Below are 25,602 nucleotides of genomic sequence, written 5' to 3' on the forward strand. Positions count from 1 at the left end.
TACATAAGATGCGACAGGTCAGTTTCTGCGGGCTGCCTGTTCGCACCTGTAATGGTTGACGGACACGCCTGTGTCCGTTTAGACAAGGTCTCGTTCATTAGGGTAATGACATGACATGGCAACAATTTAAACAACAATATCTGGTCCGTTTCTGGGCTCCCATGCCGGCTGTTATCGCTGCCGGTATTCTCTCCACCTACTATTTTGGTCTTACCGGAACCTTCTGGGCCGTGACCGGCGAATTCACCCGCTGGGGTGGGCATTTACTGCAAATGCTTGGTGCCGAACCGGAAAACTGGGGTTACTTCAAGGTGATAGGTCTGGCCGGTACGCCGCTGGATCGCATCGACGGCATGATGATTATCGGCATGTTCGGTGGCTGTATCGCCGCGGCGCTATGGGCCAACAACGTCAAGCTCAGAATGCCACAGAGCCGGGTGCGCATCATGCAGGCCCTGGTTGGTGGCATCATAGCCGGCTTCGGCGCTCGTTTGGCCATGGGGTGTAACCTGGCGGCCTTCTTTACCGGTATTCCGCAGTTCTCGCTGCATGCCTGGTTCTTCGCGCTGGCCACTGCTGCCGGTTCCTACTTTGGCGCCAAGTTCACCTTGCTGCCCATGTTCCGCATTCCGGTGGCGCTGAAGAAGGTCACCAAGGCCAGCTCGGTCAAGCAGGATGAAAACCAGGCCAGACGGCGTTTTCGTATCGGCATGCTGGTGTTTATCGGCATAGTCGGTTGGGGACTCCTGACCCTGTTCAACGCACCCAAGCTGGGTATTGCCATGCTCTGTGGCGTCGGTTTCGGTCTGTTGATTGAAAGGGCACAGATTTGCTTTACCTCGGCATTTCGCGACATGTGGATCACCGGCCGTACCCATATGGCCAAGGCGATCATCATAGGTATGGCGGTCAGTGCCATAGGGATTTACAGCTATGTGCAACTAGGGGTTTCACCCAAGATCATGTGGGCCGGTCCCAACGCGGTTATCGGTGGCTTGCTGTTCGGTTTCGGTATAGTGCTGGCCGGTGGCTGCGAAACCGGTTGGATGTACCGCGCCGTGGAAGGGCAGGTGCACTTCTGGTGGGTTGGCCTGGGTAATGTTATCGGCTCCACCATTTTGGCCTACTACTGGGACGACTTTGCCGAACCACTGGCCACCAGTTGGGACAAGGTCAACCTGCTTTCCAGCTTGGGGGACAAGGGCGGCTTGCTGGCCACCTACCTGATGCTGGGCCTGGCGTTTGCCGCCATGCTCGCCTGGGAAAAACAATTCTTTGCCCGTAAAGCCAAACGGGATGCACAACTGACTGCGGAGGCCGCGTAATGAGCCAATATACTCCTGATTATCAATTGGATATGGTTGGTGAACCCTGTCCTTATCCCGCCGTTGCCACCCTGGAGGCCATGCCCCAGCTCAAGCCCGGCGAAATTCTGGAAGTGATCAGCGACTGCCCACAGTCGATCAACAATATTCCATTAGACGCCAAGAACCACGGTTACAAGGTGCTGGAGATAGAACAGAACGGCCCGACTATCCGTTATCTGATCCAGCGCTGAGGAGCCGGTTATGCTGACGATTCTCAGTGGTTTGGGCATAGGTCTGGCCATGGGGTTTGTGATGCAGCGGGGGCGTTTCTGCATGGCGGGTGGCATACGTGACACCTTCCTGCAGAAAGACTTCACCATGGTGATCGCCATCAGTATCCAGAGCCTGGGGCTGTTTGCCTTTTATGAGCTGGGCTGGGTCAAGTTGCCGACGGGGCATTTCCCCTGGTTGGCAACTCTGATTGGTGGCGTGCTGTTCGGCCTGGGTATGGCGGCGGCAGGCAGTTGCTCCACCGGAGCCTATTACAGGGCGGCCGAAGGCTTGGCTGCCAGTGTGATGGCTGTGCTGGGCTTTATTGTTGCCAGTAAACTGGTGCGCACGGCCGAGCTCAAGAGCATGCTGGCCCCCATCAAACAGCAACAGTTGGCCGATCAGACCCTGTATCAGAGCCTGGGTGTTTCGCCCTGGTTGGTGAGTATCGCCCTGGCGCTGCTGACCTCCGTACTGGCGATGCGCTATCTCAAGCGACGCAAGCGCCCTGTGGTCCTGATGACCCCGAGGCGCAGCGGCCTGGCACACCTGTTGTTTGAAGCCCGTTGGCACCCCTTCGTGAGTGCGCTGATCATTGGCGTGCTGGCTCTGCTGGCCTGGCCTGCGAGCCTGGAAAGCGGTCGGGTCGGTGGCGTTGGCATCAGTGGCCCCAGCGCTCTGCTGTGGGATCTGCTGACCACTGGCAACACCAAGTTCTTCGGCTGGCCGGGATACTTCCTCATCGGTTTGTTTGTCGGGGCCTTTATTGCCGCCCGTGGCAGTTCGGAGCAGCGTTGGCGCTATCCGGGCCACAAGACGGTATTGTTTGGGCTTATCGGCGGTTTGTTGATGGGCTTTGGCAGCGGTATTGCCGGTGGTTGCATGTTGGGCAATGCGCTGGTGGGTACCGCCTATCTGTCCTGGCAGGGCTGGCTGTTTATTCCGGCCATTCTGCTTGGCAGTTACTGCTTCAGTTACTTTACCCTGATCCGGCCCATGCGTCTGGCTCAGATCTGAGTTTTATCCAAGGAGTTGTATATGAAACATGTTCTCGATACTACCGGCAAACTCTGTCCTTTCCCTTTGATAGAGCTGCAGAAGCTGATAAAGGGCATAGAAAAAGGCGACGAAGTGGTACTGGACTATGACTGCGCCCAGGCGACAGAAAATATTCCTCGCTGGGCCGCCGAAGAGGGCCATGAGGTGACTCACTTTGCCCAGAAGGGTGATGCCGCCTGGACCATGACCATCAAGAAGGGCTAACGGCCGTAAAGGTAAAAACGCGCTGCCGAGGCAGCGCTTTTTTCATCCAAACTGTAACGCTATCAGCGAGCCTGCATCTGGATGCTGACTCCTTCGGCATTGGCACCATCCAGCATCAGATAGTACCAACCTTCGCTTGGCGCCTGCAGCAGCAAACGCTCTGCGTTGCCTTGCTGGGTGGATGCCTGTTGATAACTGTTGGCCGTAGGCCAGCTAGTGCCACCATAGAGGCTGACATCGCCGCTGCCGTGGCCTGTGACAACTTCAATCGCCTGAGTACCTTCGGCAATATAGAAGTAGAAGTCTCCCCGGCCACTGGCGGCGCAGATGGCCGCGCCGGACTGTAACTTGCTGTAACTCTGGGGAGCCTTGGTGGCGCAGGCATTTTCGAGGACACTGGGCTGAGGTTCACCGGCCGTGGCCACTTTCAGGCTCAGGCTGACACCGGCATACTGGCTGTCACTCTCCACCGCCAGGTAACGCCAGCCGCGATTGGCCGTGACTGTCAGCGTCTCGCTGTTGCCTGCGGTCTTGGCGAACGCATCATAGTGAGCTGTGCCGGCCCAGGTATCGGCAGCATAGTAGAGATCGGCGTCACCAGTGCCGCCGCCGAGGCTGAAGGTCAGGCGAGTGTTATCTTCCTCAACCCAGACATAGAAGCTGGAACGGCCACCACTGAGGCATTCATTCTTGCCGGCCTGCAACTGGCCATAGTCTGTGCTTGGAGCACCGCAATCCACCGGCTCGCCGCCATCGCCATCACCGCCGCCTTGGGCCGGGTCCGGGTCGGCTTCGACTTCTGTGGTCGACAGCAATAGATCCACGCCGCCAAATTCACCGGCCAGAGTCAGGTAATGCCAGTAACTGTCGGGGTTGAGGCGCACCTTGATCACCTCGTGATTCCCATTGCCTATACCTAAGCCCTCGTTGTTTTCGGCGCTGGCCCAGCCTTGGGAGCTGAAATAGATATCGGCATCACCCCAGCCGTCACCCACCTTGATCCACAGCTCTTGGTCGGAACGCTGCTCATTGGCAAACACCAGGCTGGCGCGGCCGTTTTTCGAGTCGATACACTCGATTGGCACATCCAGCAGCGGCGTCATGCCTTCCTGATAACGATAAGATTCGTCGCTGACCGTGCAGGGGGCAAAGTCTCGGCTGATATTGCCGCCCGGGCCACTCCAGTTACCTTCACGGCCGCTGGGTGCGGCGTCTATGTCGCTGGGGCCCTTATCCACTATGCCATTGTCTGCCGTGCTCAGGCCGCTTGTCAGCCAGCTGTACCATTCATTGTCATAACGACTGCCTATGCCATCTATCAGGGCTTGATACTCGCTGTAGTTGTCGCTGCGCAGCAGACTGAGGATCTGGCGAACATCATCCATATGGCGCTCGAACATAAAGCGCACCGCCAGATAGCCCCAGCGATAGACTCTGTCTTGTCCCGAGTCATAGGTGTTTTTGAATATTTGCGACAGGGCAAATGCCTTGGTTTCACCAAGTGCTATGGCTGCGGTGTTGGCATCCCGGTAGGAGATGTATTCCGCCAATCCTTCAACCCACCAGATGGTGTCGGCCGACATGCCGCGGGCAAAGTCGCCGTGGAGGTTGAAGCGGCCATCCAGGTAGTGCACATATTCATGCTGCAGGTTCCAGACATGGAAATCGGGGCGGCGCCACTCGGCTTCATAGGCGATAAAACGGGCCTGATTCTTGAGCCCGGCCGGCGAGCCTTCAAGATACATGCCGCCGTTGTCTGTATTGATGCCGAAGAAGCTGCCGGCGAATGACTGGTAGTCGCCGGAGGAGTTGAAGATCACCAGCTCAAGATCGTCGTTGTTATCCTCGCTCACCGGAGTATTGCCGGTTTCCAGCTTGCTGTGGAAGTAGGCTTCCTGGCCGCTGAGCACTTCGCAGATCCAGCTTGCCTGATCCTGATACAGATCCTGGGCGCGCATCTTCAGGGTATCCGAGCACTTCCAGTTGAAACTCAGGGTGTCCTGCTCCAGTTGGTATTTGAAGCCGCAAATGCCGTAGTAGTCGCACTGGCTGCGGTCATAGTAGTCGGCCATTTCTGCAGCGGCGAGCCAGATGGCGCGGCTGCTGTCCTCTTTACTGCTGCTGTCGATTACCGTCTTGACCAGAGTCGTGACCCTGGGCTTCATCGCCTCTATGTAGTAGAGGCGGGACATCTCACGTACCGCATTGACCAGCAGGTATTCGGCGTTGGTTCCCAGTAGTTGGCGCTGCTCAAGTTGAAACTGATTGAGGGCATCGAGAATGCTCTGATCCCGGGCGAACAGCGCTTGCATTTCGTCGTTCCACTGAGCCCGGAACAGGGTAGTAAACACAGCATTGGCGGCGGCATTCATGCCAAACAGCACCTGCCAGTCGCTGTCGTATTCGTTGAGTACCTTGATGGTTACCCAGTTGAATTCGGCGCCCAGATTGGCCGAATCCACCAGGATCAATGCTTCTTTGAGAACCCCGGCATTGGCCTCGGAAACTGTCCAGCTCTTGGGATTGTTGAACAGACTATCCAGTGCGCCGCTTAACGCCGTGGTTACCGAGGCATCATAGGCGGGCACATCTTCCGGATGATAAAACTGCACATAGAGGGCGGCGCGGACAAAGTTTATTAAGGACTCCAGCCCTTGGGTGTCAGTTCCTGTGTAGCTTTCGGCGCGGCCGTCTATGGCATTGGCTACCGCCAGCACATTGGCCTGGCTGAAGCTGGCGGTGGCCTGACTGCCCACCAGGCTGTAAAAGGCACCGACACAAGCAGGCGTGGCGGCGCTTAATGCATCGACCAGTGCCTGACCATTGAGGCCTGTCAGCTCATCACAGCTGCTGTCGGCCTGCATCTGCAGATCGCCGGCCGCCGAGCGGCTCATCAGGTTGAGGCTTTCGACGGCTTGGCGTTTTTGGGGCGTTTTTTTGTCAACGGCATGTCCTTCAATTACCTGGTTCGCCACCGCCTGACTGCTAAAGGCCTGCGGCGGCGCCGGCAACGAAGCCTTTGTCTGCCTCTCCGCTTGAGAGTTGACCTCGCGCTTAAGCCGCGCGTGAGAGGCCAGTCTCGCCTGCTCGTTGGCTTGAGCGGGCAGTAAGGGATGACCGTGCAGCCTGGCGGCGGGATGAGGTGAGGAAGCTTGGGGGGAGGAGGGCTGTGCAAACGTCTGTTGGCTGAATGCCATGCCGGAAAGCAGGCCGATACTGGCGACCAGTGGGCTGATCTTCATTGGTTTTCTCCATTTTATTTGAGTCTGCTGTTGCAGATCTTTAGTGGTTAAAGTGACCTCCTGCGCCGTTTGCCGATACTGCCTGACTGTGCACAACACTTTATTCAGGGTAAATCAGTGTTTCATCATAGAAGTAAAAGAATAAAATATACAATATAAAATTGTCTATTTTTTATTCCAAAGGAAAACAGCGAGGATTTCCTTGGTCACCGCGAGCTAGGATAGATTTATAACGCAATGAAATTAATAGAATTTACATTTAAATTCGCCGAAGCTGAATTTTGCCTGGCGGCTTTGTTGTGCTTCTGGCAAAAGACAGAAGCCATTTGCTGCGAAGCACGCCTTGCATCCAGGCCTGAAAGCCGATGCAGTGCATAGATGGGACTTGTTCGCATCTTCCTTGGCGCGGGTATGAGCCTGAGACGGCTTCTGCTACTGTGTTGGCTACAGGTATCAGTCTCTGCCAGGCTTGGCCTCTGGATTAACGTCAGAGGCAAATCTTTCGGCAGTGGCTCAGTTATCAAGGAGCAGTGTATGAGACAGGTGACTTTCGACACACCCGGACAGCCCGAGGTGCTTTATCTGACAGATGTGGAGATCCCCAAACCCGGTCCGGGTCAGGTGTTGATTCGGGTGGCGGCGGCCGGGGTCAATGGCCCGGATCTGGCCCAGCGTAAAGGCAACTATCCGCCGCCGGCAGACGCTTCCCCCGTGCTGGGGTTGGAAGTGGCCGGCGAGATAGTGGCGCTGGGGCAGGGCGTAGCGCAATGGCAGACCGGGCAAGAGGTCTGTGCCCTGGTGCCGGGAGGCGGTTACAGTGAGTATGTGCTCACCTGGGCCGATCATTGTTTGCCTATTCCCAGGGGCTGGAGTCTGAAAGAAGCCGCTGCGATTCCCGAGACTTTCTTTACTGTGTGGGGCAATCTGTTTATGCGAGCCGGGTTGCAGCAAGGCGAGACAGTGCTCATCCACGGCGGCTCGGGGGGGATCGGCAGCAGCGCCATAGCGCTGGCCAAGGCCTTTGGCGCCAGGGTACTGGTGACTTCCGGCAGTCCTGAGAAATGCGCCTGGTGTCAGCAATTGGGGGCCGAACTCGCGATTGACTACCGCCGACAGGACTTTGTCGAGCCTGTGTTGGACTGGACCCTGGGCAAGGGTGTCGAGGTGGTGCTGGATATGGCAGGCGGAGACTTTGCCAACAAGAATCTCAAGGTACTCGCCTGTGATGGCCGCATGGTGTCCATTGCCATGCAAAGGGGGGCCAAGGCTGAAGTGGATATCTTTCGCCTGATGGCCAAACGTATTGTTTGGACCGGCTCGACTCTGAGGCCTCAAAGCGTAGCGGCCAAGGCGGCGATTGCTGCCGAGCTCAAGGCCAAGGTCTGGCCGTTATTGAATGAAGGTGCCCTGAAGCCACATATTTTTGCCAGTTTCCCGCTGCAAGAGTGCATTGCGGCACACCACTTGTTGGAATCCGGAAGTCACTCGGGCAAGGTCGTGCTGACACTGAAGTAAGTAGCTACTGACGCTCAACACCCTATGGCTGCTGAACACTCGCTCGGCAGCTTTTTCTCTGTCGCCGCTGTTTGGCTGTAACATGCAGCCTTAAGGCGTTTGCGTGCAAAATTCAACTTGCCCTGATGGAAATTTGGGCTAAAGTCCTTTGTGAGAGCACTCGAGGGTGCTGTCATGAAAAATTAATCGTTATTTAGTTGGAAAAATCACGGTTTGTAGCATTGATTCTCGGAAAGATTCTGTAAGAATACGCACTTGAAAACTCCACCTCCCAAAGGTGGAAACCTATTGTGGCAAAGTGAGCAGTAGTGCGCTTCTTTGGCCGAAAAACTTTAGGGAAGGCGCGAGCAAGTCCAGGCACTATGCGCAGCGACTTATTGGCAACTTCTCTGGTGTATGTGTTGATTTAAGGGTATTGGCATATATGTATAACACTGCAAAGAAACAAGTTTGGTATGGCGAGCTCAGAACCGCACGTGGCAATGCTATCGTCGTCCATGACAATCAGTTACCCGAGGCATCTCCTGGACGTATCTACCTGTTCAACTCTCAGCGTAATGCGATTATTGAATACGTGGAAGATATAGTTAAACCCAACCTGCATGATCTGGGTGAGGATGAAGCCAAGGCTGCCGAGCGTGAGTTCGGTAGTGCATTCAAAGCGGTCCGCAGCGAGTTTATGCAAAAGCAGCAGGCCAGAGTCAATCTGAACAACGTCAAAGACAGCGCTCCCGCGCGTAAGCCCAAGCCGGAACCTGAGGTCGAGGTCGAAGCCGACAACATGGGTGATGATTTCGATGACGATTGGGATGACAGCTTCGACGACTGATATCCCTATGCCCGGCCGTCCGACTTCAGTTCACTGAAGCGATGGTCCGGGTATACCGGAAAGTCGAACGCTGAAATTTTAAGACGATGGTTTATAAGTTGGAGAAAATGATACCAGATATTAACGAAGAATATTATGTACTGATATGTGGCTCTGGAAAGGTGCCTTCCCCTTATGTTTCCTGCAGTAAAAGTCATTATTTAACTTTTAGACAACCGACTTGTCTTAAAATGCCAATTCAGGTTGAATCTGGGGCAGATGATAATGAGGCTATTCCGCTGATCGAAGCTATGACTGCTTTAAGTGATCCATTACTGTCAAACAGAATAAGTAAAGTACTGGAATACTTTGATCTTTATCAGGTTCAGTTACTCCCTGCTTTATATACCCACAATGATGGAAATGTACATTCATATTCAATTTTAGTCGTAGATAATAATATTGATGCTTATGACTTTGATAATGGAAAATACACTGGGATTTTAGAGGATGGTGAAGTAAGAAATCCAAGGAATTGCCGACTGGACTATAATAAGTTATCTAAAATACCTCTTGAAAAGAGATGTATTTTCCAAATTCCAGGGATGATGGATTATTTGGTGCATAAGTCAATCGCAGAGCCATTAATCGCCTTGAACGCCAGTGGTTTGCATTTGGTTCCTGTGCTGGAATGGGATCTTAGCTTTGGTATGACAATTTAATAGCTGGGTTAAAGACGAATTATTATCAGATTTTTCTTCGTAGAAATTTTACCGAGAGCAAAATCGAATAATTAAAGCGGACAAAGAACGGCTAATGGAAATTCAGCCTGAGGTGGGGAAGGTCGCAATAAGTGTTTATGAATCGATAGTGTCAAAAAGCACTTGGGATCTGGTTTGCTGAAGCGGCGTACCGGGTGTGTCGTCAGTCGAATGCTGACATTTTAAAAAATGATTTATAAGTTGGAGAAAATGATACCAGATATTAACGAAGAATATTATGTACTGATATGTGGCTCTGGAAAGGTGCCTTCCCCTTATGTTTCCTGCAGTAAAAGCCATTATTTAACTTTTAGACAACCGACTTGTCTTGATATGCCGATCCAGGTTGAGTCTGAGGCAGATGATAATGAGGCTATTCCGCTGATCGAAGCTATGACTGCTTTAAGTGATCCATTACTGTCAAACCGGATAAGTAAAGTGCTGGAATACTTTGACCTTTATCAGGTTCAGTTACTCCCAGCTTTATATACTCATAATGATGAAAGTGTACATTCATATTCAATTTTAGTCGTAGATAATAATATTGATGCTTATGACTTTGATAATGGAGAATACACTGAACGTTTAGAAGGTGGTAAAGTAGGAAATCCATTTAATTGCCGACTGAACTCTGAAAAGTTATCTGAAATACCTCTTGAAAAGAGATGTATTTTCCAAATTCCAGGGATGATGGATTATTTGGTGCATAAGTCAATCGCAGAGCCATTAATCGCCTTGAATGCCAGTGGTTTGCATTTGGTTCCTGCGCTGGAATGGGATCTTAGCTTTGGTATGACAATTTAATAGTTGGGTTAAAGATGAATAATTGTCTGATTTTCATCACAGCAAATACTGGCAGAAATTAAACTATACAACCCAAGCCAATATGGGGTGAATGATGTAGGTTTAACCCGATCTTCCTTTGTTGATGATAAAATTTTAAATTGAATTTTGATGTCAATGAAATACGACAATCAATATCCGGCGATAGTCGATTATTCTTTATCGAAGCTATCGACTATGATGGCGCCCATAGAGGCCGGCATGGCGATCAGCAGGGTGCGCTTCAGCGCCAGTAAGGGATCGCTCAATAATGGCCATTTATCCAGGGCCAGTAAGACGACACTCACCACCAGCAGGGTCAGGGCATAAGCCAGCAGGATCCGCAGCCAGAACACCCACACCCTGGCCTTGATATTGGCCTGAAACACACTCTGATAAGCAAACAGGGCGATAAAGCTCAGGCTCAATACCACCACCAGCACCAGATTCACCATCGGCAGATTGGCCGCCAGCATCCAGGCCTCCTCGGAAAAAGAGATGGGCACGGACAAGGCAAAGGCGCCTATGCTGATCTGGCCGAGATCCTCGGCGTTGAAATAGAGTTTGGTCATGCCTGGGTATCGAACTCGTAGCGGCTCAAATGGTGATAGACTTGTCCGGGTGTTATCCAGGGATCGCCGTGCAGCTGTGGCTGATTGGCGCCGTCCGGCAGCATTTGCGGCTCAAGACAGACACCCTGCCAGGCCTTCATCGCCTGGGCCTTACGACCCTTGACGCCTTCGAGCCCGGCGCCGGTGTAAAGCTGCACTCCGGGTTGATTGGTATACAGTGTCAGGCCGCGACCCGATAGCGGCGCGCTCAAACGGCCCACACGCCAGAGCTCATCTTTCTGTTGCCGGCTGATAAAGCAGTGATCCAACCCTTGGCCGGCGGCTAGTTCCGGCTGCCCCAGCAGCGTCTTGAGTACCTTGCCCTGACTGAGATCCAACATGCTGCCTTGGGTATCGACTATGCCGCAGGGAATGCCTTCAGAGTCGGTTGCCAGGGTTTTGTTGCTATCGAGTTGCAACTGGTGCTCAGCGATATCCGCCCGGCCATCGAGGTTGAAATAGCTGTGCTGAGTCAGGCTCACCGGGCAGTCTTGGCTGCTTGAGGCCATAAACTCCACAAACAGGTTGTTGCCCGCCAGACGATAGTCCAGCTGTACCCGGCATTCACCGGGAAAGCCCATGTCGCCATCCGGGCTTATCAGGCTAAGGCGCACCCCGTCCGGCAGTGTGCCCAGTTGCCACAGGCGCCGATGAAAGCCTTCGCGGCCGCCATGCAGGCAGTGGCCGTTGAAGTTCTTATCCAGAGAAAAAGTCTTGCCGCGGCCGTGGATTTGACCTTGCTTGATGCGATTGGCGTAACGCCCCACAGCGGCGCCCAAACAGGCGTCCTGGGCCAGATAATCGGCTGCAGAGTCACAGCCAAGCACGATATTGGTTCGTTCACCGTGGCGATCCGGCGCCCACAGTGAGCGAATAATGCCACCGAGACTGAGCACTTCCAGCGCCAGAATGCCGTTGTCGATTCTGATTCTTTCTATCTGGCCGCCGCGGGGATCTTCCCAACTGTCGAGTGCGCTGAAACGTATCATCTGCTAGTTCCTTTTGGCTTAAGGGCTACAACTCAGTCCAGGCGGCTGGCTCCGTCGCTGGGGCTGCATAGGTACACACTGGCCTCCAGCTCGGTTTTAGCCGGATATTGCTGCTCAACGGCGGCTATCACCTTGTCGGTCAACTCATGTTCCACCAGGGCGATGACGCAGCCGCCAAAGCCCTTGCCTGTCATCCGTACTCCGCCGCGTTCGCCGACGACTTCGGCTATCAGCTCCACCAGGGTATCTATCGCCGGATGGCTGATTTCAAAGTCATCGCGCATCGAGCGGTGTGATTCGGCCATCAGTTTGCTGAGCCTGGCGATATCTCCCTGCTCCAGGGCGCGGCAGGCGCTCTGGGTGCGTTGGTTTTCACTGATCACATGGCGGGCGCGGCGAAAGGCAACCGGGTCCAGTTCATCTTCGGCGCTTTGCAACGCCCTGAGTGACAAGTGGCGCAGGGTATCCAATCCGAAATGACCGGCCACCTGCTCGCATTGCAAGCGGCGTTCGCCAAACTCTGTGCTGTGGGCGATGGAGGGCAAGCCGGAATTGATGATCAGCAGGCTGAGATCGTCTGGGAAGGGCACGCTCTCGCAGTCCAGATCCAGGCAATCGATCAACAGTGCCGCACCGGCTTCGGCCATGGCACAGGTGATCTGATCCATTATGCCGCAGCCATAGCCGACATAGTGGTTTTCGCCCCGCTGCGCCAGTTGTGCAATCGCCAGCGGCGACAAGTGCAGTTGACTGGTGTCATTGATGGCGGTGCCGAAGGCGATTTCCAGCGAGGCCGATGAGGCCAATCCGGCGTTGGCCGGCACATTGCCGATCACCGCCAGGTCCAGGCCGCGAGCCGGCAGGCCACTCTGGGCCATGGCCGAGGTAAAGCCCTTGAGATAACTGACCCAGCCCTCATCCTCGCTCATGCTGCCTTCATCGCCATAGTGCCATTCAAAAATGCCGGGAAAGGCACCCGATACGGCGCGAAACTTGTCATCGTCACGGCGTTTGACCGCGATTATGGTGTGAAAGTTGATTGCCGCCGGCAGCACCAGACCTTCGTTATAGTCTGTGTGTTCCCCGATAAGGTTGACCCGCCCGGGGGCCTGATACAGGGCATCCGGCTTGGTGCCGAAGGTTTTGACAAAGAGTTTGGTAACGCTGGGGGCAGGATTCGACATGCTCTTATGGATTCCGCAAAAAAACGCTCGAACAGCAACATAAATGACTGCTTTTCTGTTGTTATATCATTTCTGTCACTGAGGTGTAAGTGAGATTTTTATTCGGATTGCGCCCAAGGGCAGATTAAGGAGATATCTATGGGAACAAGAGAAAAGCCTCACTCAGTCCGCTAGCGGCGAGTGAGGCTAAATTATGCCTGAAAAATATCAGGATACCGCCTCCTTGGCGGGCGATTCATTGACGGTTTCGGCCGCCAGCAGTTCACAGACCACATGCTCAACGAAACCGGCACCGGCGGCCTCGTAGAGGTTATAAACGCTGTGAACGCCGGATTCGCGCAGGGCAACGGCATCATCACCATACTGCACTATGGCGCTGATCTTGCCTTGGTAATCCAGTTTCTTGAGCTGTTCAACCGCAAACATGTTACCCGCATGGTACGGCATCGCCAGCAGCACAAGTTCCAGCGCCGGAGCTCGGTCGAGTTTTTCCCAGAAGTCGGTATCCGAGGCATCGCCCTGTACCACATTACGCCCTTGCTCGCGGTGGAAGTCCACCAACTCCTGTTTGTGTTCTATGCCGAGGATCTCACCATCAAACCTGGCCTTGAGTTCATCGTAGGCGCCTGAGCCTATGCGCCCCATACCCAGAATAAGGAAGCGCGGATTGCCCACGGGGATCTGCCTGTCTTCCGGATGCAGTGGGTGCTTCTCGAGCTTGACCAGCTTCTGCTGATACTTCTGGTAGATGCTGCCCACCATGGCGTTGAGCGGCGCCGCCAGCACGAAACTCAGGCTCAGGGCCACAGCAATGATCACCAGCCATTGGGCGGGCAGCCAGCCTTTGCTGGTGGCCACGGCAGCCACAATCAGACCGAACTCGCTGAAGTTACCCAGGTTGAATGAGCCCAGCATTGAGGTACGGGAACGCAGTTTGAAGCGGGTAAGGATATAGACAAACAGCAGAATTTTCAGCGGCACCAGAGTCACCAGCAGCACCGCCAGCATAATATCTGTCATGCTCGGCAGGCCGTTGAGGCCTATGGTGAGGAAGAAGGCCACCAGAAACAGTTCTTTAAAGTAGAACAGCGACTTGGCCAGCTCGGATGCCTTTTTGTGCCCAGCCAGCAGTATGCCGATGATCAGCGCGCCGAGATCCGGTTTCAGCCCCACGGACTCAAACAGCCAGGCGCCGACCACCAAAGCCATTACCAGGCCGAAGAGCACCAGGAGTTCACCGTGGCCGACCTTGTCAAAGGCCCTGTATATCAGCGGCTTGGCCAGGGGCAGCAACAGCAGTGCCAAGGCCCATATCGACGGAAACTCGCCCTTGGAAATAGTCAGGAATAATACGGCAAAGATATCCTGCATGATCAGAATACCTATGGCGACCCGGCCGTAGAGAGATTGCATATCGCCTTTGTCTTCCAGCACCTTGACCGCAAACACAGTACTGGAAAAGCTCAGGGCAAAGGCCAGCAGGGTCAGTTGTTCGACCGTGAGATTGGTCAATTGCACCAGGCCAATCAAGCCCAGTAGCTTGAGAATGGGGACAAAGATTACCATGGACAACATCAGGTGCAGGCTGGAGCCTGCCCAGACTTCGGCCTTGAACAGGCTGCGGATATCCAGCTTGAGACCTATGGCAAACAGCAGCAGGGTCACACCCAGACTGGCCAATTGGTTGAGCAGCGGCAGGCTTTCATTTTCTATGCCCATGGTATAGAGCACAAAGCCGGCGGCCAGGTAGCCGATAAGCGGTGGTAAATTGATACGGTTGACCAGCATACCGCAGGCCAAGGTAATAACGAGAATTGCAGGTTCCATTTTGCTCTTTCAGGAAGGAGGCTAGCTGTTTAAAGAGTATTCTATAAGAAGAGCATTAAATTTAAATAAAAAAGCGAACTTATCTGCTGATAAATTCGCTTTTTCAGAAATGTCGGCGTGTTGAACGTTAGTTTTTGAGCAAAATATCCAGGTGGGCGGCAAACTCTTTCGGGCCCATGAAACCTGTCACTCTCAGTTCATTCTTCAACTGGCCCTGTTCATCGATAAACAACAGTGTCGGCAGCCCCAGCACATCGTAGGCCTCCAGCAGAGCGACATCGGTTTCATCCATGGCGGTCACATCGGCTTGCAGCAGCACCATCTGTTCCATCCGCTGTTTAACCTCGGCATTCTTGAAGGTGATCTGCTCAAACTCCTTACAGGCCACACACCAATCGGCGTAGAGATCCAGCATCACCGGCTTGCCGGCCGCCTCGGCATCCGCCAGTTCGGCCTTGAAGTCCTCAAGCGACTTGATGCGCTTAAAGGCATGATGCTCGGCTTGCTGTTGCCCCATGAAGTGGTAACCCATGGCGCTCATTACCGCCTGGAGGCCATAGGAAAAGCTCGACAGCAGCAGAAGAGTCAGGATCACGCTGCGCACCGTCTGTTTCCAGTTGAACTGGCTCAGCTTGTTCTGGTGCATCAGGTAGCCGACAAAGACGATGGCCCACACAGACCACATGAGATCCGACACCAATCCAGGCCAGATGCGGCCCAGCATTATGATGGACACGGCCACCAGCAGGAAACCGAATACATGCTTGATGATGTTCATCCAGGTGCCGGCGCGCGGCAGCAACTTACCGCCCGAGGTGCCTATCAGCAGCAGCGGCAGACCCATGCCCATGCTGAGAATATAGAGGGTCAAAAAGCCTTGCAGCAGATCGCCGGTTTGCGCCACGTACACGAGTACTGCCGATAATGGCGCCGTGGTACAGGGCGAGGCCACCAGGCCCGAAAGTACACCCATGACAAATACGCCCAGCAGATTGCCACCCTTTTGTTTATTGGAGAGGCTGTTCATCCTCTGCTGCCAACTGGCGGGCAGGCGCAGCTCATAGAGGCCAAACATAGACAGACTGAGTACCACGAACAGCACGGCTATGGTGATAAGCACGGCCGGATGTTGCAGCGCCGCCTGATACTTGAGACCGGCCGAAGCCACTACCAGCCCCAGCAGCGAATAGGTAATAGCCATTCCCTGCACATAAGCCATCGACAGGGTAAAGGCTTTGCCGGTAGAGACTTTCTGCCCCTGGCCGACAATAATCCCCGATAGAATGGGATACATGGGGAACACGCAGGGAGTCAGCGCCAGACCTATCCCCAACACGAAGAAGGTCAGATAGTTGAGCAGGGTGCTGTCACCGGAGAGCAGTTTATCCAACAAGTTATCCTGTTGGGTCACCGCCTGGCCCTTGGGAGCCGCCTGGGCATCTGCGCCCTTGTCGGCATCGGGCAGTATGCCATCATTGGCCGCCACAGGTTTAAGCAGGGCGTCACGGGTGGTGGGCGGGAAGCAGAGCTTGCCCTCGGCGCAGCCCATAAAGGTTACGGACAACTTGGCGGCTTCACCCGCCTCCTTAATGGCAAGCGGAATTTCGATGAAGGAGTAGTACACCTGCTGCTCACCGAAATACTCATCCGTGTGACCCTTGCCCTGAGGCAGGGCTATCTCGCCCAGTTCACCGCCATCTATGCTGAACTTGAGTTTGTCGCGGTACATGTAGTAGCCGTCGGCTATTACCCAACTGAGCTTGACCTTGTTGCCTTGCTGACTGAAGTCGAAGGCAAAGGCCTGATCCACGGGCATCAGCTCAGGTTCACTCTTGAGAAAATCGAATTGCTTGTTGCCAAAGATCCCATCGGCCTGAACCAGCGGGCTGAGAAGCAACAGGCTGCCTAGCAGCAGGGTAAGTATTTTCTTCATAGCTTAGTGTTGTCTTTTATCCAATCCAGATAGGCGGGCAGCCCATGGCTGATGGGCACAGCAATAATTTCAGGTACTTCATAGGGATGCAGTTCGAGTATTCTCTGCTCCAGCCTGGGGTAGGCGCTGGCCAGACACTTGAGCTGCAGGCTGACTTCAGTCTCCTGGCAGAGTTCGCCCTGCCAGACATAAAACGAATCCACAGTCTGGTTCACCTGAGCACAGGCCACCAGTGACTCACGCACCAAGGTTGCGGCCAGGCTCTTGGCACTGTCTGTATCCGGGCAACTGCAAAAAACCAGCAGCGCTTGTTGAGATTTTATGTCCATAATGAGCGGGTTAAATTAAACCTGACTTAAGCCAAGGGGATTAAAATCGAGCGTCTACTTTACGTGTTTTGCCGCAAGCTTGCATTAAGGCTTTGCTGAAACAGTGAGCTCAGGCGTCAAACCCGGGGCAGGCTGCGGACTTGAAATCAGACCGAGTTATCCCCATTTAGTTTTCAACTACTGTAAAAAATGAGGCCTACATGCCATTTCTGATAATGTTTATCATCTTTGTGCTGATCCCTGTCGTCGAACTCTCGGTGCTTATCCGGGTCGGCGAAGTTCTGGGCAGCTGGAACACAGTGGCATTGGTGATCCTCACCGCGGTGGTCGGTGTTTCTCTGGTTCGCAGCCAAGGCTTGAGTACCCTGATGTCGGTACAGAAAAAGTTGGCCGCCGGTGAAGCGCCGGGGCAAGAGATAGTCGAGGGCATGATGCTGGCCATGGCCGGTATTCTGCTGCTTATTCCGGGGTTTGTTACCGACCTTATCGGCCTTATCCTGCTGACTCCTATCACCCGGGCACCCTTGGCACGTTATTTCTATCAGCGGATGCAGCTTAAGGTGGTTGCCGGTGCTCAGTTCAGAGCCGGTGCCAACCCCTTTGAGCCGCCACATCAAAGAGGCCAGGGCGGTGATGTATTCGAAGGTGAATTTGAGCGCAAGGCCGACCCTTCCGATAAGCGTCCTGAGAGCCATCAGCTGGGTGGAGAGAGCCATCAGCTGGAAGAAGATAGCCCTCAGCGAGGTGAAAACAGCCCTCAGTCGCAGGATACGGAAAACCAAGACGATGATCGGCCCGGTAGCCGATGATCAGCACAAACACTGATAAAAAAGACCTTCCGCTCGGAAGGTCTTTTTTATTCTCATAGCCGGCAAACAGCCTGTTGCCTTAAAAAGTGAAGAGGCCGGCAGCGTATTCTCAACTATCGTCAGCCAAATCTGCGCCCCTGGTTCGCATCCAGTCGGCCAGTGAATCCAAGGTAGGTTTCAAAGACTTCCCCAATGGGGTTATTCGATACTCCACACGCGGTGGCACTTCGGCGTAAACCTTGCGCAGCACCAGCTTGCGACGTTCAAACAGGCGTAATTGCCGCGTCAGTTCCTTCTGCGTAATGGGGGCTACGGCCCGCTGCAATTCACTGAAGCGTACCGGAGAGTCGATCACTATCAAACGATAGAGAATAGGGATGGCCCACTTACCCGAAATGAGATTGACAAAGCTCACCATGGGACAGGGTTCAGAGCTATTCAACTCATAGGAGGGCGCGGCCGTTAAACTTGTTTTCTGAGAGCTCTCTGCGGCGGACATAGCTATCCAAATGCCTCTTTAGTATCAAAAAGGTGCCTACTATACAATGGATACTATTGTAAATAAAATGCGCCCTCCAACAGCGTAGAGGGAGGTATGCATGAAACGACTGCAAGATAAGTTTGCCTTGGTTACCGGGGGTACCAGTGGTATAGGCCTGGAAACTGCACGGCAGTTTCTTGCCGAGGGGGCCAAGGTTGCCATCACTGGGCGCGACATCAATGCCCTCAACCGGGTTCGGGAAGAGTTGGGGGGTAACACCTTGGCCATTTGCTGTGATGCCGGCGATATAAACTCACAACGGGAATTGGCACAAACGCTCAGCCGCCAGTGGCCGCGTTTGGACGTCTTGTATGCCAATGCCGGAGACGTTACTCATCTGCCATTGGCGGATTGGGACGAAACCGCCTGGGATAGATTGATGTCGGTGAATCTCAAAGGGCCGTTTTTTCTTATCCAATCACTCTTGCCTCTGTTGGCAAACCCGGCCTCTGTCATCCTTTGTGGTTCAACCAGCGCGCATATCGGCCTGGTGCAAAGCAGTGCCTATGCCGCCAGTAAAGCGGCGCTGCTGTCGCTGGCGCGAACCCTGTCGGCAGAGCTGCTTGAGTCTGGCATCAGAGTCAACTGTTTAAGCCCCGGGCCGACAGAGACTGCGGCTTTGGGTAAGTTGGGGCTGGCTGCTGAAGAGCAAAAGGCACTGCAGCAGGAGATTCGGCAACTGGTGCCCATAGGTCGTATGGGAACGCCCTGGGAAATCGCCAAGGCGGCCGTGTTCCTCGCATCCGACGAGTCGCGCTTTGTCATCGGCACCGAATTACTGGTCGATGGTGGCGTTGCCAATCTCTAAGGAAGGTGCGAGCCAGTCCCATGTGTGCTCTACGTCGGCAGAGACTAGGCCGAAAGGGCTTTGACAGGGGGCTTGGGTTGAATCAGCTTGCCTATTTGGGGCCCTTGCTGTTGCTCGGCAAAGCGCTGTTGAATGTCGAGCAATTCAGCTTCGCAGGCACAAAAGGCTGCCACCAACTGTGGGTCGAACTGGCCTCCGGCCTCCTTCTTGAGGTAGGCAAAGGCTTGCTGATTGCTCCAGGCGCTCTTGTATGGCCGCTCCGAGGTCAGGGCGTCAAACACATCGGCAATGGCGGCTATACGGGCGCTGAGGGGAATGGCATTGCCCTGCAAACCCTCGGGGTAGCCACTGCCATCCCAGCGTTCGTGGTGACTGCGGGCCACTTCCGCCGCCATTTGCAGCAAAGGTGAGGCATCATCGCCGAGAATATCGGCGCCTATCTTGGTATGCCCCTGCATGATGCGGTACTCCTCCGGCGTCAGCTTGCCCGGCTTCAAGAGAATATGATCCGGAATACCTATCTTGCCGATATCGTGCATGGGCGCGGCATTGAACAACAGCTCGACCCAGGATTCAGAGGCACCCAACTGCCGGGCCAATACCCGGCAATAGTGGCTCATGCGCTGCACATGCAGGCCGGTTTCGTTGTCACGATATTCGGCGGCGCGTCCCAGGCGGTTAATGATCTTATGACGGGTCTGTTCCAGCTCCCGGGTGCGCAGCTTCACCAGTTGTTGCAGTTGCCTGGCCTGGTTGGCCAATGCCAGCTGGTTGGTGATACGTACCTTGAGGATAGCCGGGCTGATGGGCTTGGAGATGTAATCCACGGCCCCCAACTCAAAGCCGGTTTGCTCGTCGATCACTTCATTCTTGGCGCTGATGAAGATCACCGGGATCTGCGTCGATCTGGGATGCTGTTTCAGGCGGCGACAGGTTTCAAAACCATCTATGCCGGGCATCATCACATCCAGCAGGATAAGATCGGGATCCAGCCCCTGATCCAGCATGGCCAGGGCCTTTTCACCGGATGTGGCGGCGCGCAGACTATAATCCTTGGCCAGTACTGCATGGATAAGTTGCAGATTGTCGGCGGTATCGTCCACGGCCAGAATGCAGGCCTTGTCGAAAGTTTGCATATATCTCCTCAGTGCCCAATGGGGCGGTCGAGTTAGTGTCTGAAACTTCCTGTCACCACCTTGTTATATTGAATATCCTGTCACATTCTATTTACCTTTTATGCCATATTCATCTGAAAGGCGCTGAGATTTTGGCACTTTTCAGCAGTTAATGTTGTATCAGTTTGTTTCTTTGGGGCGATCCACTTCACTAAAGCCAAATTATCTTTGGCATCCATCGCGGCTTTCGCGCAAGATATGCGCCTTTTTTAGACAGCTGATGCCCGAATTGAGGCAGTGTCAGCAATCTGACACCCGACTCCGTTTTACTCTGCTTGGCACAAGCACGAAGGAATAAATAATGGGAAAATCCCTGTTGCTGTTTTGTCTGCTGATTTGCATGAGCCCCTTTGGGTTTTCCAAGGTGGGCGATCTGCCGCTGCAGCTTGATGATGGGACACAGTCGGAAACGCCCAAGGTGGTGCTCTTGCTGGAAGACGGCAGCCCATTTTGGCAGCGGGTAGAACGCTTTACCCGAATGGCGGCGCAGGATCTCAAGCTGGATCTGCAGGTTCGCTTTTGCGATGCCAAGGGGCGGAATCAACTGTCTATCGGGCGCGAAGCGCTGGAGCAGGGGGCATCCGGGCTGATCTTTTCCCCTTTTGGTGAGCAGAGTAAAGAGTTGTTGGCATTGGCAGACAGTTATGGTGTGCCGACAGTTACTATCAAATCCTCCTTTCCCGAGTCAACACACAAGCCCCATGTAATGCACCGCAACTGGATTGGCAGTATCACGGCCAACAGCAAGGTGCTGGGCAGCATGCTGGCCCGGCAACTGCTGGAGCAAGCCGATCCTGAGAAACCCGAATTGCAACTGCTGGTGATAGCCGGGCCTGAGACCGACCCCGAGGTGCAACAGCAACTGGCGGGGATCCGCGCTTATCTGGATATCCTGCCGCAGCCGGTGAAGCTAACGGTGAAATACACCCAATGGCGCGCCAGAGATGCCGAGCGAGCATTGAAGCAAGCGCTGGAGCAGCAGGGCCTGGATGCAGTATTGGCCATGAATGCGGTGATGGCACTGGCAGTTGCCAAACAAGCCGAGGAAGAGGGGCTGCTGCTGGGTACCAGTAATTGGGATGCCGATATTGCCGAGGCGATGCGCAGAGGCAGAATCCACGCAGGCATAGGCGGGGTGGAGTTTCAAGGTGCCTTTGCCCTGGTGATGCTGGCGGATCACCTGCGCGGCGTGGATCTGTCCGGGCAGGCGTTCAATCAGTATCTCAACCTGATCGCCATTAACGGCGAAAACCTCAATCGTTACTGGCAATTGTTTGATGTCAGCAACTTCAATCCTGACTTTTCCCAGATCTCCATGGCCGCTAACCCCAGGATCATGTCGCTGGATTTTCGACTGGAAAACCTGATCCCGGATCTGGATGTGCACGAATTTATTGCCCGTTTGAGCCCGGAAGAGCTGCAGTTTTTGCAACAGCATCAGGTGGTGGATGTCGGGGTTGCACCGGATGCGGCGCCGGTGGACTTTCTCAGCCTGGAGGGCGTACATCAGGGCATGATGGCCGACTTTCTCTACGAGATAGATCGCTTCCTGCCGCTGGTGTTCAATGTCCGCAATGAGCTCAGTTGGGACAAGAATATCCGGGCGCTGAAGGATACCGAGGTAGACATGCTGAGTCTGGCTTCGCCTTCCAGCGAGCGTCAGGAACATATGTTGTTTACCCGGCCGCTGGCCGAGTTCCCCGGAGTGCTGCTTACCCGTCACGATGCCAAGAAGATCAACGGCCTTAAAGATCTGCAGCAGCAAACTCTGGGCGTACTCAAGGATGACGTCACCGAAGAGGTGATGCGGCGGGACTATCCGCAGATGACATTGCGGCGTTTTCGCTCCATCGAAGCCATGATGCGGGCGGCGGAAAAAGGCCAGGTCGCTGCCGTATTTACCAACCTGCCCACGGCCAATCACTATCTGGGCACTCATCTCAACAGCCCACTCTGGCTCGCCAGCGATACCGAGTATAAGTTCCAGGTGGCGATGGCGGTGCGCAAAGACTGGCCTGAGCTGGCGTCTATTCTCGACAAGGCCCTGGCACAGATCCCAACCTATAAGTCGCAGGAGATCCAGAACCGCTGGATCAACGTCAAGTACGACTTCGGCATACATCACAGTAAGGTGCTCAAATGGAGCCTGGTGGCAGCGGCGCTCACCATCACCTTGCTGTTGCTGTTTTGGCGCTGGAACCGGCGTCTCAACCGCGAGGTGCAGCAGAGGCTGAGAGTGGAAACTGAGTTGAAGGCCAGTATGCAGAGGTTTCAAGTGTTGTTTGACTCGGCGGTGGATGCCTGTGTGCTGGCCGACAGCCAGGGAACTATCCTCGACTGCAACCAGGCGATGCTGGCACTGCTGGGGCGAGAGGAAAAATCCCCCTTACTGGGGCAAAAGCCGGACTGGTATTACTACCCGGCGCCGGGGAATCGTCAACAGGTGGACCAAAGGCTGAAGCAGGTCTTGAACCAAGGTAAAGTGTGCTTCTATGGCGACTTGCTCGGGGTTCATGGGCGCAGGGTTCCGGTTGAAGGTACCTTGGTGCGGGTGATGTTGCAGCAACGCTCGCTGATCCTCTGCTCCTACCACGACCTGACCCAGAAGCGGCAGATGCAGCAGTCACTGGCGCGGGAGCGGGACATTCTCAAGAAGGTGCTGGGCAATAGTCCGGTCGGTGTGTGGATTGCCGTCGACGGTGTGCTCAGGTATGTCAACGAGCCCATGACCCGGATGACGGGAATGCGCCTGGGGCAACCGCTACAGCCATGGTTCCCCGAGCCGGAGGCCTACACTGAAGCGGTGCAGCGGCTGGAAGGGGAAAACGATGTCGTGACCATAGAGACCCGTATCTTCTCCGACGAGGGCGGCTTTCGGGATGTGCAACTGAGTCTCTATCGCACCGAGCTGGACGGCCAGGCCGCCAGCCTCTGCTGGGTGGTGGATATCACTCAAAACAAGCAGGTGCAGACTCAAATGGCCCATGCCAAAGAGTTGGCCGAAGCGGCCACCCGGGCCAAGTCCGAGTTTCTGGCCAATATGTCCCATGAGATCCGCACGCCGATGAATGCCATTCTGGGCATGTCCTGGCTGGTGTTGCAGACAGAGCTTGACGGTCGTCAGCGTAACTATCTCGACAAGGTGCATCAGGCGGCGTCGTCACTTTTGGGGATCCTCAACGACATTCTCGATTTCTCCAAGATAGAGGCCGACAAGTTGGAACTGGAACAGCGGCAGTTGGATCTGTTTGAACTTGTGGGGCAACTGGTGGGGGTGATGGGCTTCAAGGCCGATGAGCAGCAGCTGGCACTGCGAATGGAGCTGCCGCTGGATATGCCGCGCCTGTATCTGGGGGATCCGCTCAGGCTCAATCAGATCTTTACCAACCTGCTGGGCAATGCCCTCAAGTTTACTCCCCAAGGCGGTGAGATCTGCCTGCGGGGCCGTTTACTGCATCGCCAGGGGGACAAGGTGCGGCTGCAGTTTTGTGTTCAGGACACCGGCATAGGTATTCCTGAGGACAAGCTGGCAACCCTGTTCGACTCTTTCGAGCAGGTGGATGCCTCCACCTCCCGCAAGTATGGTGGTACCGGCTTGGGGCTGGCTATCTGCAAGCGCTTGAGCGAGATGATGCATGGCCGCATCTGGTGTCAGAGCCGCGAAGGTGAGGGCAGCCGCTTCTATCTGGAGCTGGAGCTCACCTGCCGGGACGAGTACCACTATCTGGCCGATTACGCGCCACTCAGAGGTCATGAGGTGACTCTGGTCAGCAGTGATGACGGCGAGTACCGACACTGGCATTGGCTGTGTCGCCAGCTCGGCATCAGGCTGCAGCGTTTCCATAGTTTGCAACAGCTTGGCGAATGGTTGGGCGGCCTCGAAGCAGACAGCGAAGCCGAGCTCAAAGGCTTGCCGCTGCTGCTGGATATGAGCCGCGAATGCCCGGACGCCTTGGCGGCGCTGCCATTGCCAAGCCATGCCGGAGTCTGGCTGCTGGGGAACCTGAGTCAGGATGAACAGTTAAGCCGCATCGGCGGCGAGCAGAGATTGCTGCGCCCCTACACTCCCTGCGGTCAGTTGACGGCGCTGCGATCTTTGCAGGATCTGTCCGGCGAAACGCCCTGTTGCTCCGACGAGCCGCGAACACATGTGAATATAAGGCAGCAACTCAAGGGCGCCCGTATCCTGCTGGTGGAAGACAACCCGCTCAATCAGGAGTTGGCACTGGCGCTATTGAGTCAGGTGGGGATGCAGGTCAAGCTGGCCCAGCATGGGCAGCAGGCGCTGGAGCTACTGCAGCAGCAAGACTTCGATGCCGTGCTGATGGACTGTCAGATGCCTGTGATGGATGGCTATCAGGCGACCCGGGCTATTCGTGCCAATCCGGCGCTAAAGGGGTTGCCTGTGCTGGCTATGACGGCCAACGCCATGGTGGGGGACAGAGAAAAGGCGCTGGCGGCGGGCATGGTGGAGCATATCACCAAGCCGATTCAGGCCGAGGTGCTCTATGGGGCGCTGGCGCGTTGGGTCAAACCCAGGCAAGAAACTCCGGCAGCGGAATCGCTTGCCGAATCTATGCCTGCGAGTGGCTTACCCGAGTTTCCCGGGCTGGACAAGGACGCAGAGCTCAGATGCTGCAACGGCAATGAGGCGCTTTACCTGCGCTTACTGCAGCTTTTTTGCGACACTGGCAAGGGGGTGGCAACTGAATTGGCAGAGGCGATGCAGCGCCAGGACTGGCCGCAGCTGCAGCTTCTGAGTCACAGTATCAAGGGCTCGGCCGCCAATATCGGCGCTATTGAGCTGGCCGAGTGCGCCGGTGCCCTGGAGTTGGCACTGAATAGCCGGATAGCCACAGCACTCGGCTCGCAGTTTGGTCAGCAACAGGAGCAGGATAATCCAACCGACTTGCCGCAGATACAGACTCGGCTGGACAGTCTATTGCAAGCTCTTGAGGCATTGGTTCTCGCCCTGGAAGCCTTGCCCCAGCCGTCATCACTGCCGTCATCACTGCCGTCATCGCAGCTATCATCGCAGCCGTCATTAAAGCCTCAGACGTTTGAGACACTGCCTCCAATAGGCAGTTTCAGCTCAAGTGCACCTGCGACCAAACTTGCCGCCCAGTTCGATGCCCTGAACCAGAGCCTGGATGAATACAACACAGAAGCGCTGGAGCAGGTCGATGCCCTGGTTCAGCATTCGGCACTGCAGCCCTGGCGCGAGTCGCTTGAGCGGCTGCAGCGGGCGGTGCGGGCCTTTGATTTCGAGCGCGCCGCCACTGAACTAGCCAGGCTTCGGCAGCTGGCCCGGGTTTGATGGTGCTGTCTCCCTATCAAGCGGCAGCTTGGGTAAAGCCTGTCTGGTAAAAGCCTGCTGCATCAAAGCTGGCTGCACTAAAACCGAGCGT

At 54.9% G+C, this 25,602-nt stretch carries 20 protein-coding genes; 11 read left to right on the top strand and 9 right to left on the bottom strand.

What is annotated here, in order from left to right:
* The first annotated feature begins 110 nt into the window (after positions 1 to 110).
* Genes yedE through ACF8D4_RS21375 form a run of 4 tightly spaced genes read left to right on the top strand, consistent with a single transcriptional unit; the run spans position 111 to position 2,840 of the window.
* The gene (gene yedE, locus ACF8D4_RS21360; protein WP_028780618.1) at positions 111 to 1,325 is read left to right on the top strand and encodes a selenium metabolism membrane protein YedE/FdhT; all 1,215 of its coding nucleotides are present in this window, start codon (positions 111 to 113) and stop codon (positions 1,323 to 1,325) included.
* A complete protein-coding gene (gene yedF / locus ACF8D4_RS21365) occupies positions 1,325 to 1,558 on the top strand; it encodes a sulfurtransferase-like selenium metabolism protein YedF (protein WP_025010175.1) in 234 nt (77 codons plus the stop codon). The genes yedE and yedF overlap by 1 nt, the downstream gene beginning before the upstream one ends.
* 10 nt (positions 1,559 to 1,568) lie before the next feature.
* On the top strand, positions 1,569 to 2,594 hold the full coding sequence (locus ACF8D4_RS21370; RefSeq protein ID WP_392468970.1) for a YeeE/YedE thiosulfate transporter family protein: 1,026 nt from the start codon (positions 1,569 to 1,571) through the stop codon (positions 2,592 to 2,594).
* 21 nt (positions 2,595 to 2,615) lie between these two features.
* Complete coding sequence (locus ACF8D4_RS21375; protein ID WP_025010173.1) at positions 2,616 to 2,840, top strand: sulfurtransferase TusA family protein; 225 nt, start codon at positions 2,616 to 2,618, stop codon at positions 2,838 to 2,840.
* 62 nt (positions 2,841 to 2,902) lie between these two features.
* Here the strand turns inward: ACF8D4_RS21375 and ACF8D4_RS21380 are convergent, their stop codons facing one another.
* Positions 2,903 to 6,037 carry a M9 family metallopeptidase gene (locus ACF8D4_RS21380; protein WP_392465215.1) on the bottom strand — a complete coding sequence of 1,045 codons (3,135 nt, stop codon included), beginning with the start codon at positions 6,035 to 6,037 and terminating at the stop codon, positions 2,903 to 2,905.
* A 579-nt stretch (positions 6,038 to 6,616) separates the two neighbouring features.
* Between ACF8D4_RS21380 and ACF8D4_RS21385 the strand changes: the two genes are divergently transcribed.
* From ACF8D4_RS21385 to ACF8D4_RS21400, 4 genes are all read left to right on the top strand, one after another.
* Positions 6,617 to 7,597, top strand: a complete 981-nt coding sequence (locus tag ACF8D4_RS21385; protein WP_392465190.1) for an NAD(P)H-quinone oxidoreductase — start codon at positions 6,617 to 6,619, stop codon at positions 7,595 to 7,597.
* A 424-nt stretch (positions 7,598 to 8,021) separates the two neighbouring features.
* On the top strand, positions 8,022 to 8,426 hold the full coding sequence (locus ACF8D4_RS21390) for a hypothetical protein (protein WP_025010165.1): 405 nt from the start codon (positions 8,022 to 8,024) through the stop codon (positions 8,424 to 8,426).
* A 107-nt stretch (positions 8,427 to 8,533) separates the two neighbouring features.
* Positions 8,534 to 9,127, top strand: a complete 594-nt coding sequence (locus ACF8D4_RS21395) for a hypothetical protein (protein WP_109247211.1) — start codon at positions 8,534 to 8,536, stop codon at positions 9,125 to 9,127.
* 249 nt (positions 9,128 to 9,376) lie between these two features.
* The gene (locus ACF8D4_RS21400) at positions 9,377 to 9,970 is read left to right on the top strand and encodes a hypothetical protein (RefSeq protein WP_144216097.1); all 594 of its coding nucleotides are present in this window, start codon (positions 9,377 to 9,379) and stop codon (positions 9,968 to 9,970) included.
* Positions 9,971 to 10,161: 191 nt separating this feature from the next.
* Here the strand turns inward: ACF8D4_RS21400 and ACF8D4_RS21405 are convergent, their stop codons facing one another.
* The 6 genes from ACF8D4_RS21405 to cutA form a co-directional block, all read right to left on the bottom strand.
* Positions 10,162 to 10,560, bottom strand: coding sequence for a DUF2391 family protein (locus ACF8D4_RS21405; protein ID WP_025010163.1), 399 nt, complete (start codon positions 10,558 to 10,560; stop codon positions 10,162 to 10,164).
* Positions 10,557 to 11,588, bottom strand: a complete 1,032-nt coding sequence (locus ACF8D4_RS21410; RefSeq protein WP_144220966.1) for an aldose epimerase family protein — start codon at positions 11,586 to 11,588, stop codon at positions 10,557 to 10,559. Before ACF8D4_RS21410 ends, ACF8D4_RS21405 begins: the two co-directional genes overlap by 4 nt.
* A 32-nt stretch (positions 11,589 to 11,620) precedes the next feature.
* A complete protein-coding gene (gene galK, locus ACF8D4_RS21415; RefSeq protein ID WP_028780612.1) occupies positions 11,621 to 12,772 on the bottom strand; it encodes a galactokinase in 1,152 nt (383 codons plus the stop codon).
* A 207-nt stretch (positions 12,773 to 12,979) separates the two neighbouring features.
* A complete protein-coding gene (locus ACF8D4_RS21420; RefSeq protein WP_062793692.1) occupies positions 12,980 to 14,599 on the bottom strand; it encodes a cation:proton antiporter family protein in 1,620 nt (539 codons plus the stop codon).
* A 127-nt stretch (positions 14,600 to 14,726) separates the two neighbouring features.
* Positions 14,727 to 16,532 carry a protein-disulfide reductase DsbD gene (locus tag ACF8D4_RS21425; protein WP_144160623.1) on the bottom strand — a complete coding sequence of 602 codons (1,806 nt, stop codon included), beginning with the start codon at positions 16,530 to 16,532 and terminating at the stop codon, positions 14,727 to 14,729.
* Positions 16,529 to 16,861 (bottom strand): divalent-cation tolerance protein CutA, encoded by a 333-nt coding sequence (gene cutA / locus ACF8D4_RS21430; RefSeq protein WP_392468974.1) that lies wholly within the window; start codon positions 16,859 to 16,861, stop codon positions 16,529 to 16,531. The genes ACF8D4_RS21425 and cutA overlap by 4 nt, the downstream gene beginning before the upstream one ends.
* 200 nt (positions 16,862 to 17,061) lie before the next feature.
* Between cutA and ACF8D4_RS21435 the strand changes: the two genes are divergently transcribed.
* Positions 17,062 to 17,670 carry an FxsA family protein gene (locus ACF8D4_RS21435; protein WP_208140908.1) on the top strand — a complete coding sequence of 203 codons (609 nt, stop codon included), beginning with the start codon at positions 17,062 to 17,064 and terminating at the stop codon, positions 17,668 to 17,670.
* Positions 17,671 to 17,779: 109 nt separating this feature from the next.
* Here the strand turns inward: ACF8D4_RS21435 and ACF8D4_RS21440 are convergent, their stop codons facing one another.
* Positions 17,780 to 18,169 carry a helix-turn-helix domain-containing protein gene (locus ACF8D4_RS21440; protein WP_221059123.1) on the bottom strand — a complete coding sequence of 130 codons (390 nt, stop codon included), beginning with the start codon at positions 18,167 to 18,169 and terminating at the stop codon, positions 17,780 to 17,782.
* 100 nt (positions 18,170 to 18,269) lie between these two features.
* On the opposite strand from ACF8D4_RS21440, the gene ACF8D4_RS21445 reads away from it, so the two are divergent.
* A complete protein-coding gene (locus ACF8D4_RS21445) occupies positions 18,270 to 19,019 on the top strand; it encodes an SDR family oxidoreductase (RefSeq protein ID WP_071238714.1) in 750 nt (249 codons plus the stop codon).
* A gap of 44 nt (positions 19,020 to 19,063) precedes the next feature.
* Here ACF8D4_RS21445 and ACF8D4_RS21450 read toward each other — a convergent pair whose 3' ends face one another.
* A complete protein-coding gene (locus tag ACF8D4_RS21450) occupies positions 19,064 to 20,155 on the bottom strand; it encodes an HD domain-containing phosphohydrolase (protein ID WP_392468976.1) in 1,092 nt (363 codons plus the stop codon).
* A 340-nt stretch (positions 20,156 to 20,495) separates the two neighbouring features.
* Here ACF8D4_RS21450 and ACF8D4_RS21455 point away from each other — a divergent pair, with 340 nt between their 5' ends.
* A complete protein-coding gene (locus ACF8D4_RS21455) occupies positions 20,496 to 25,511 on the top strand; it encodes an ATP-binding protein (RefSeq protein ID WP_392468979.1) in 5,016 nt (1,671 codons plus the stop codon).
* Positions 25,512 to 25,602 lie beyond the last annotated feature (91 nt).

This window comes from Shewanella sp. YQ_9 (assembly GCF_043103185.1).
Classification (GTDB): domain Bacteria; phylum Pseudomonadota; class Gammaproteobacteria; order Enterobacterales; family Shewanellaceae; genus Shewanella; species Shewanella algae.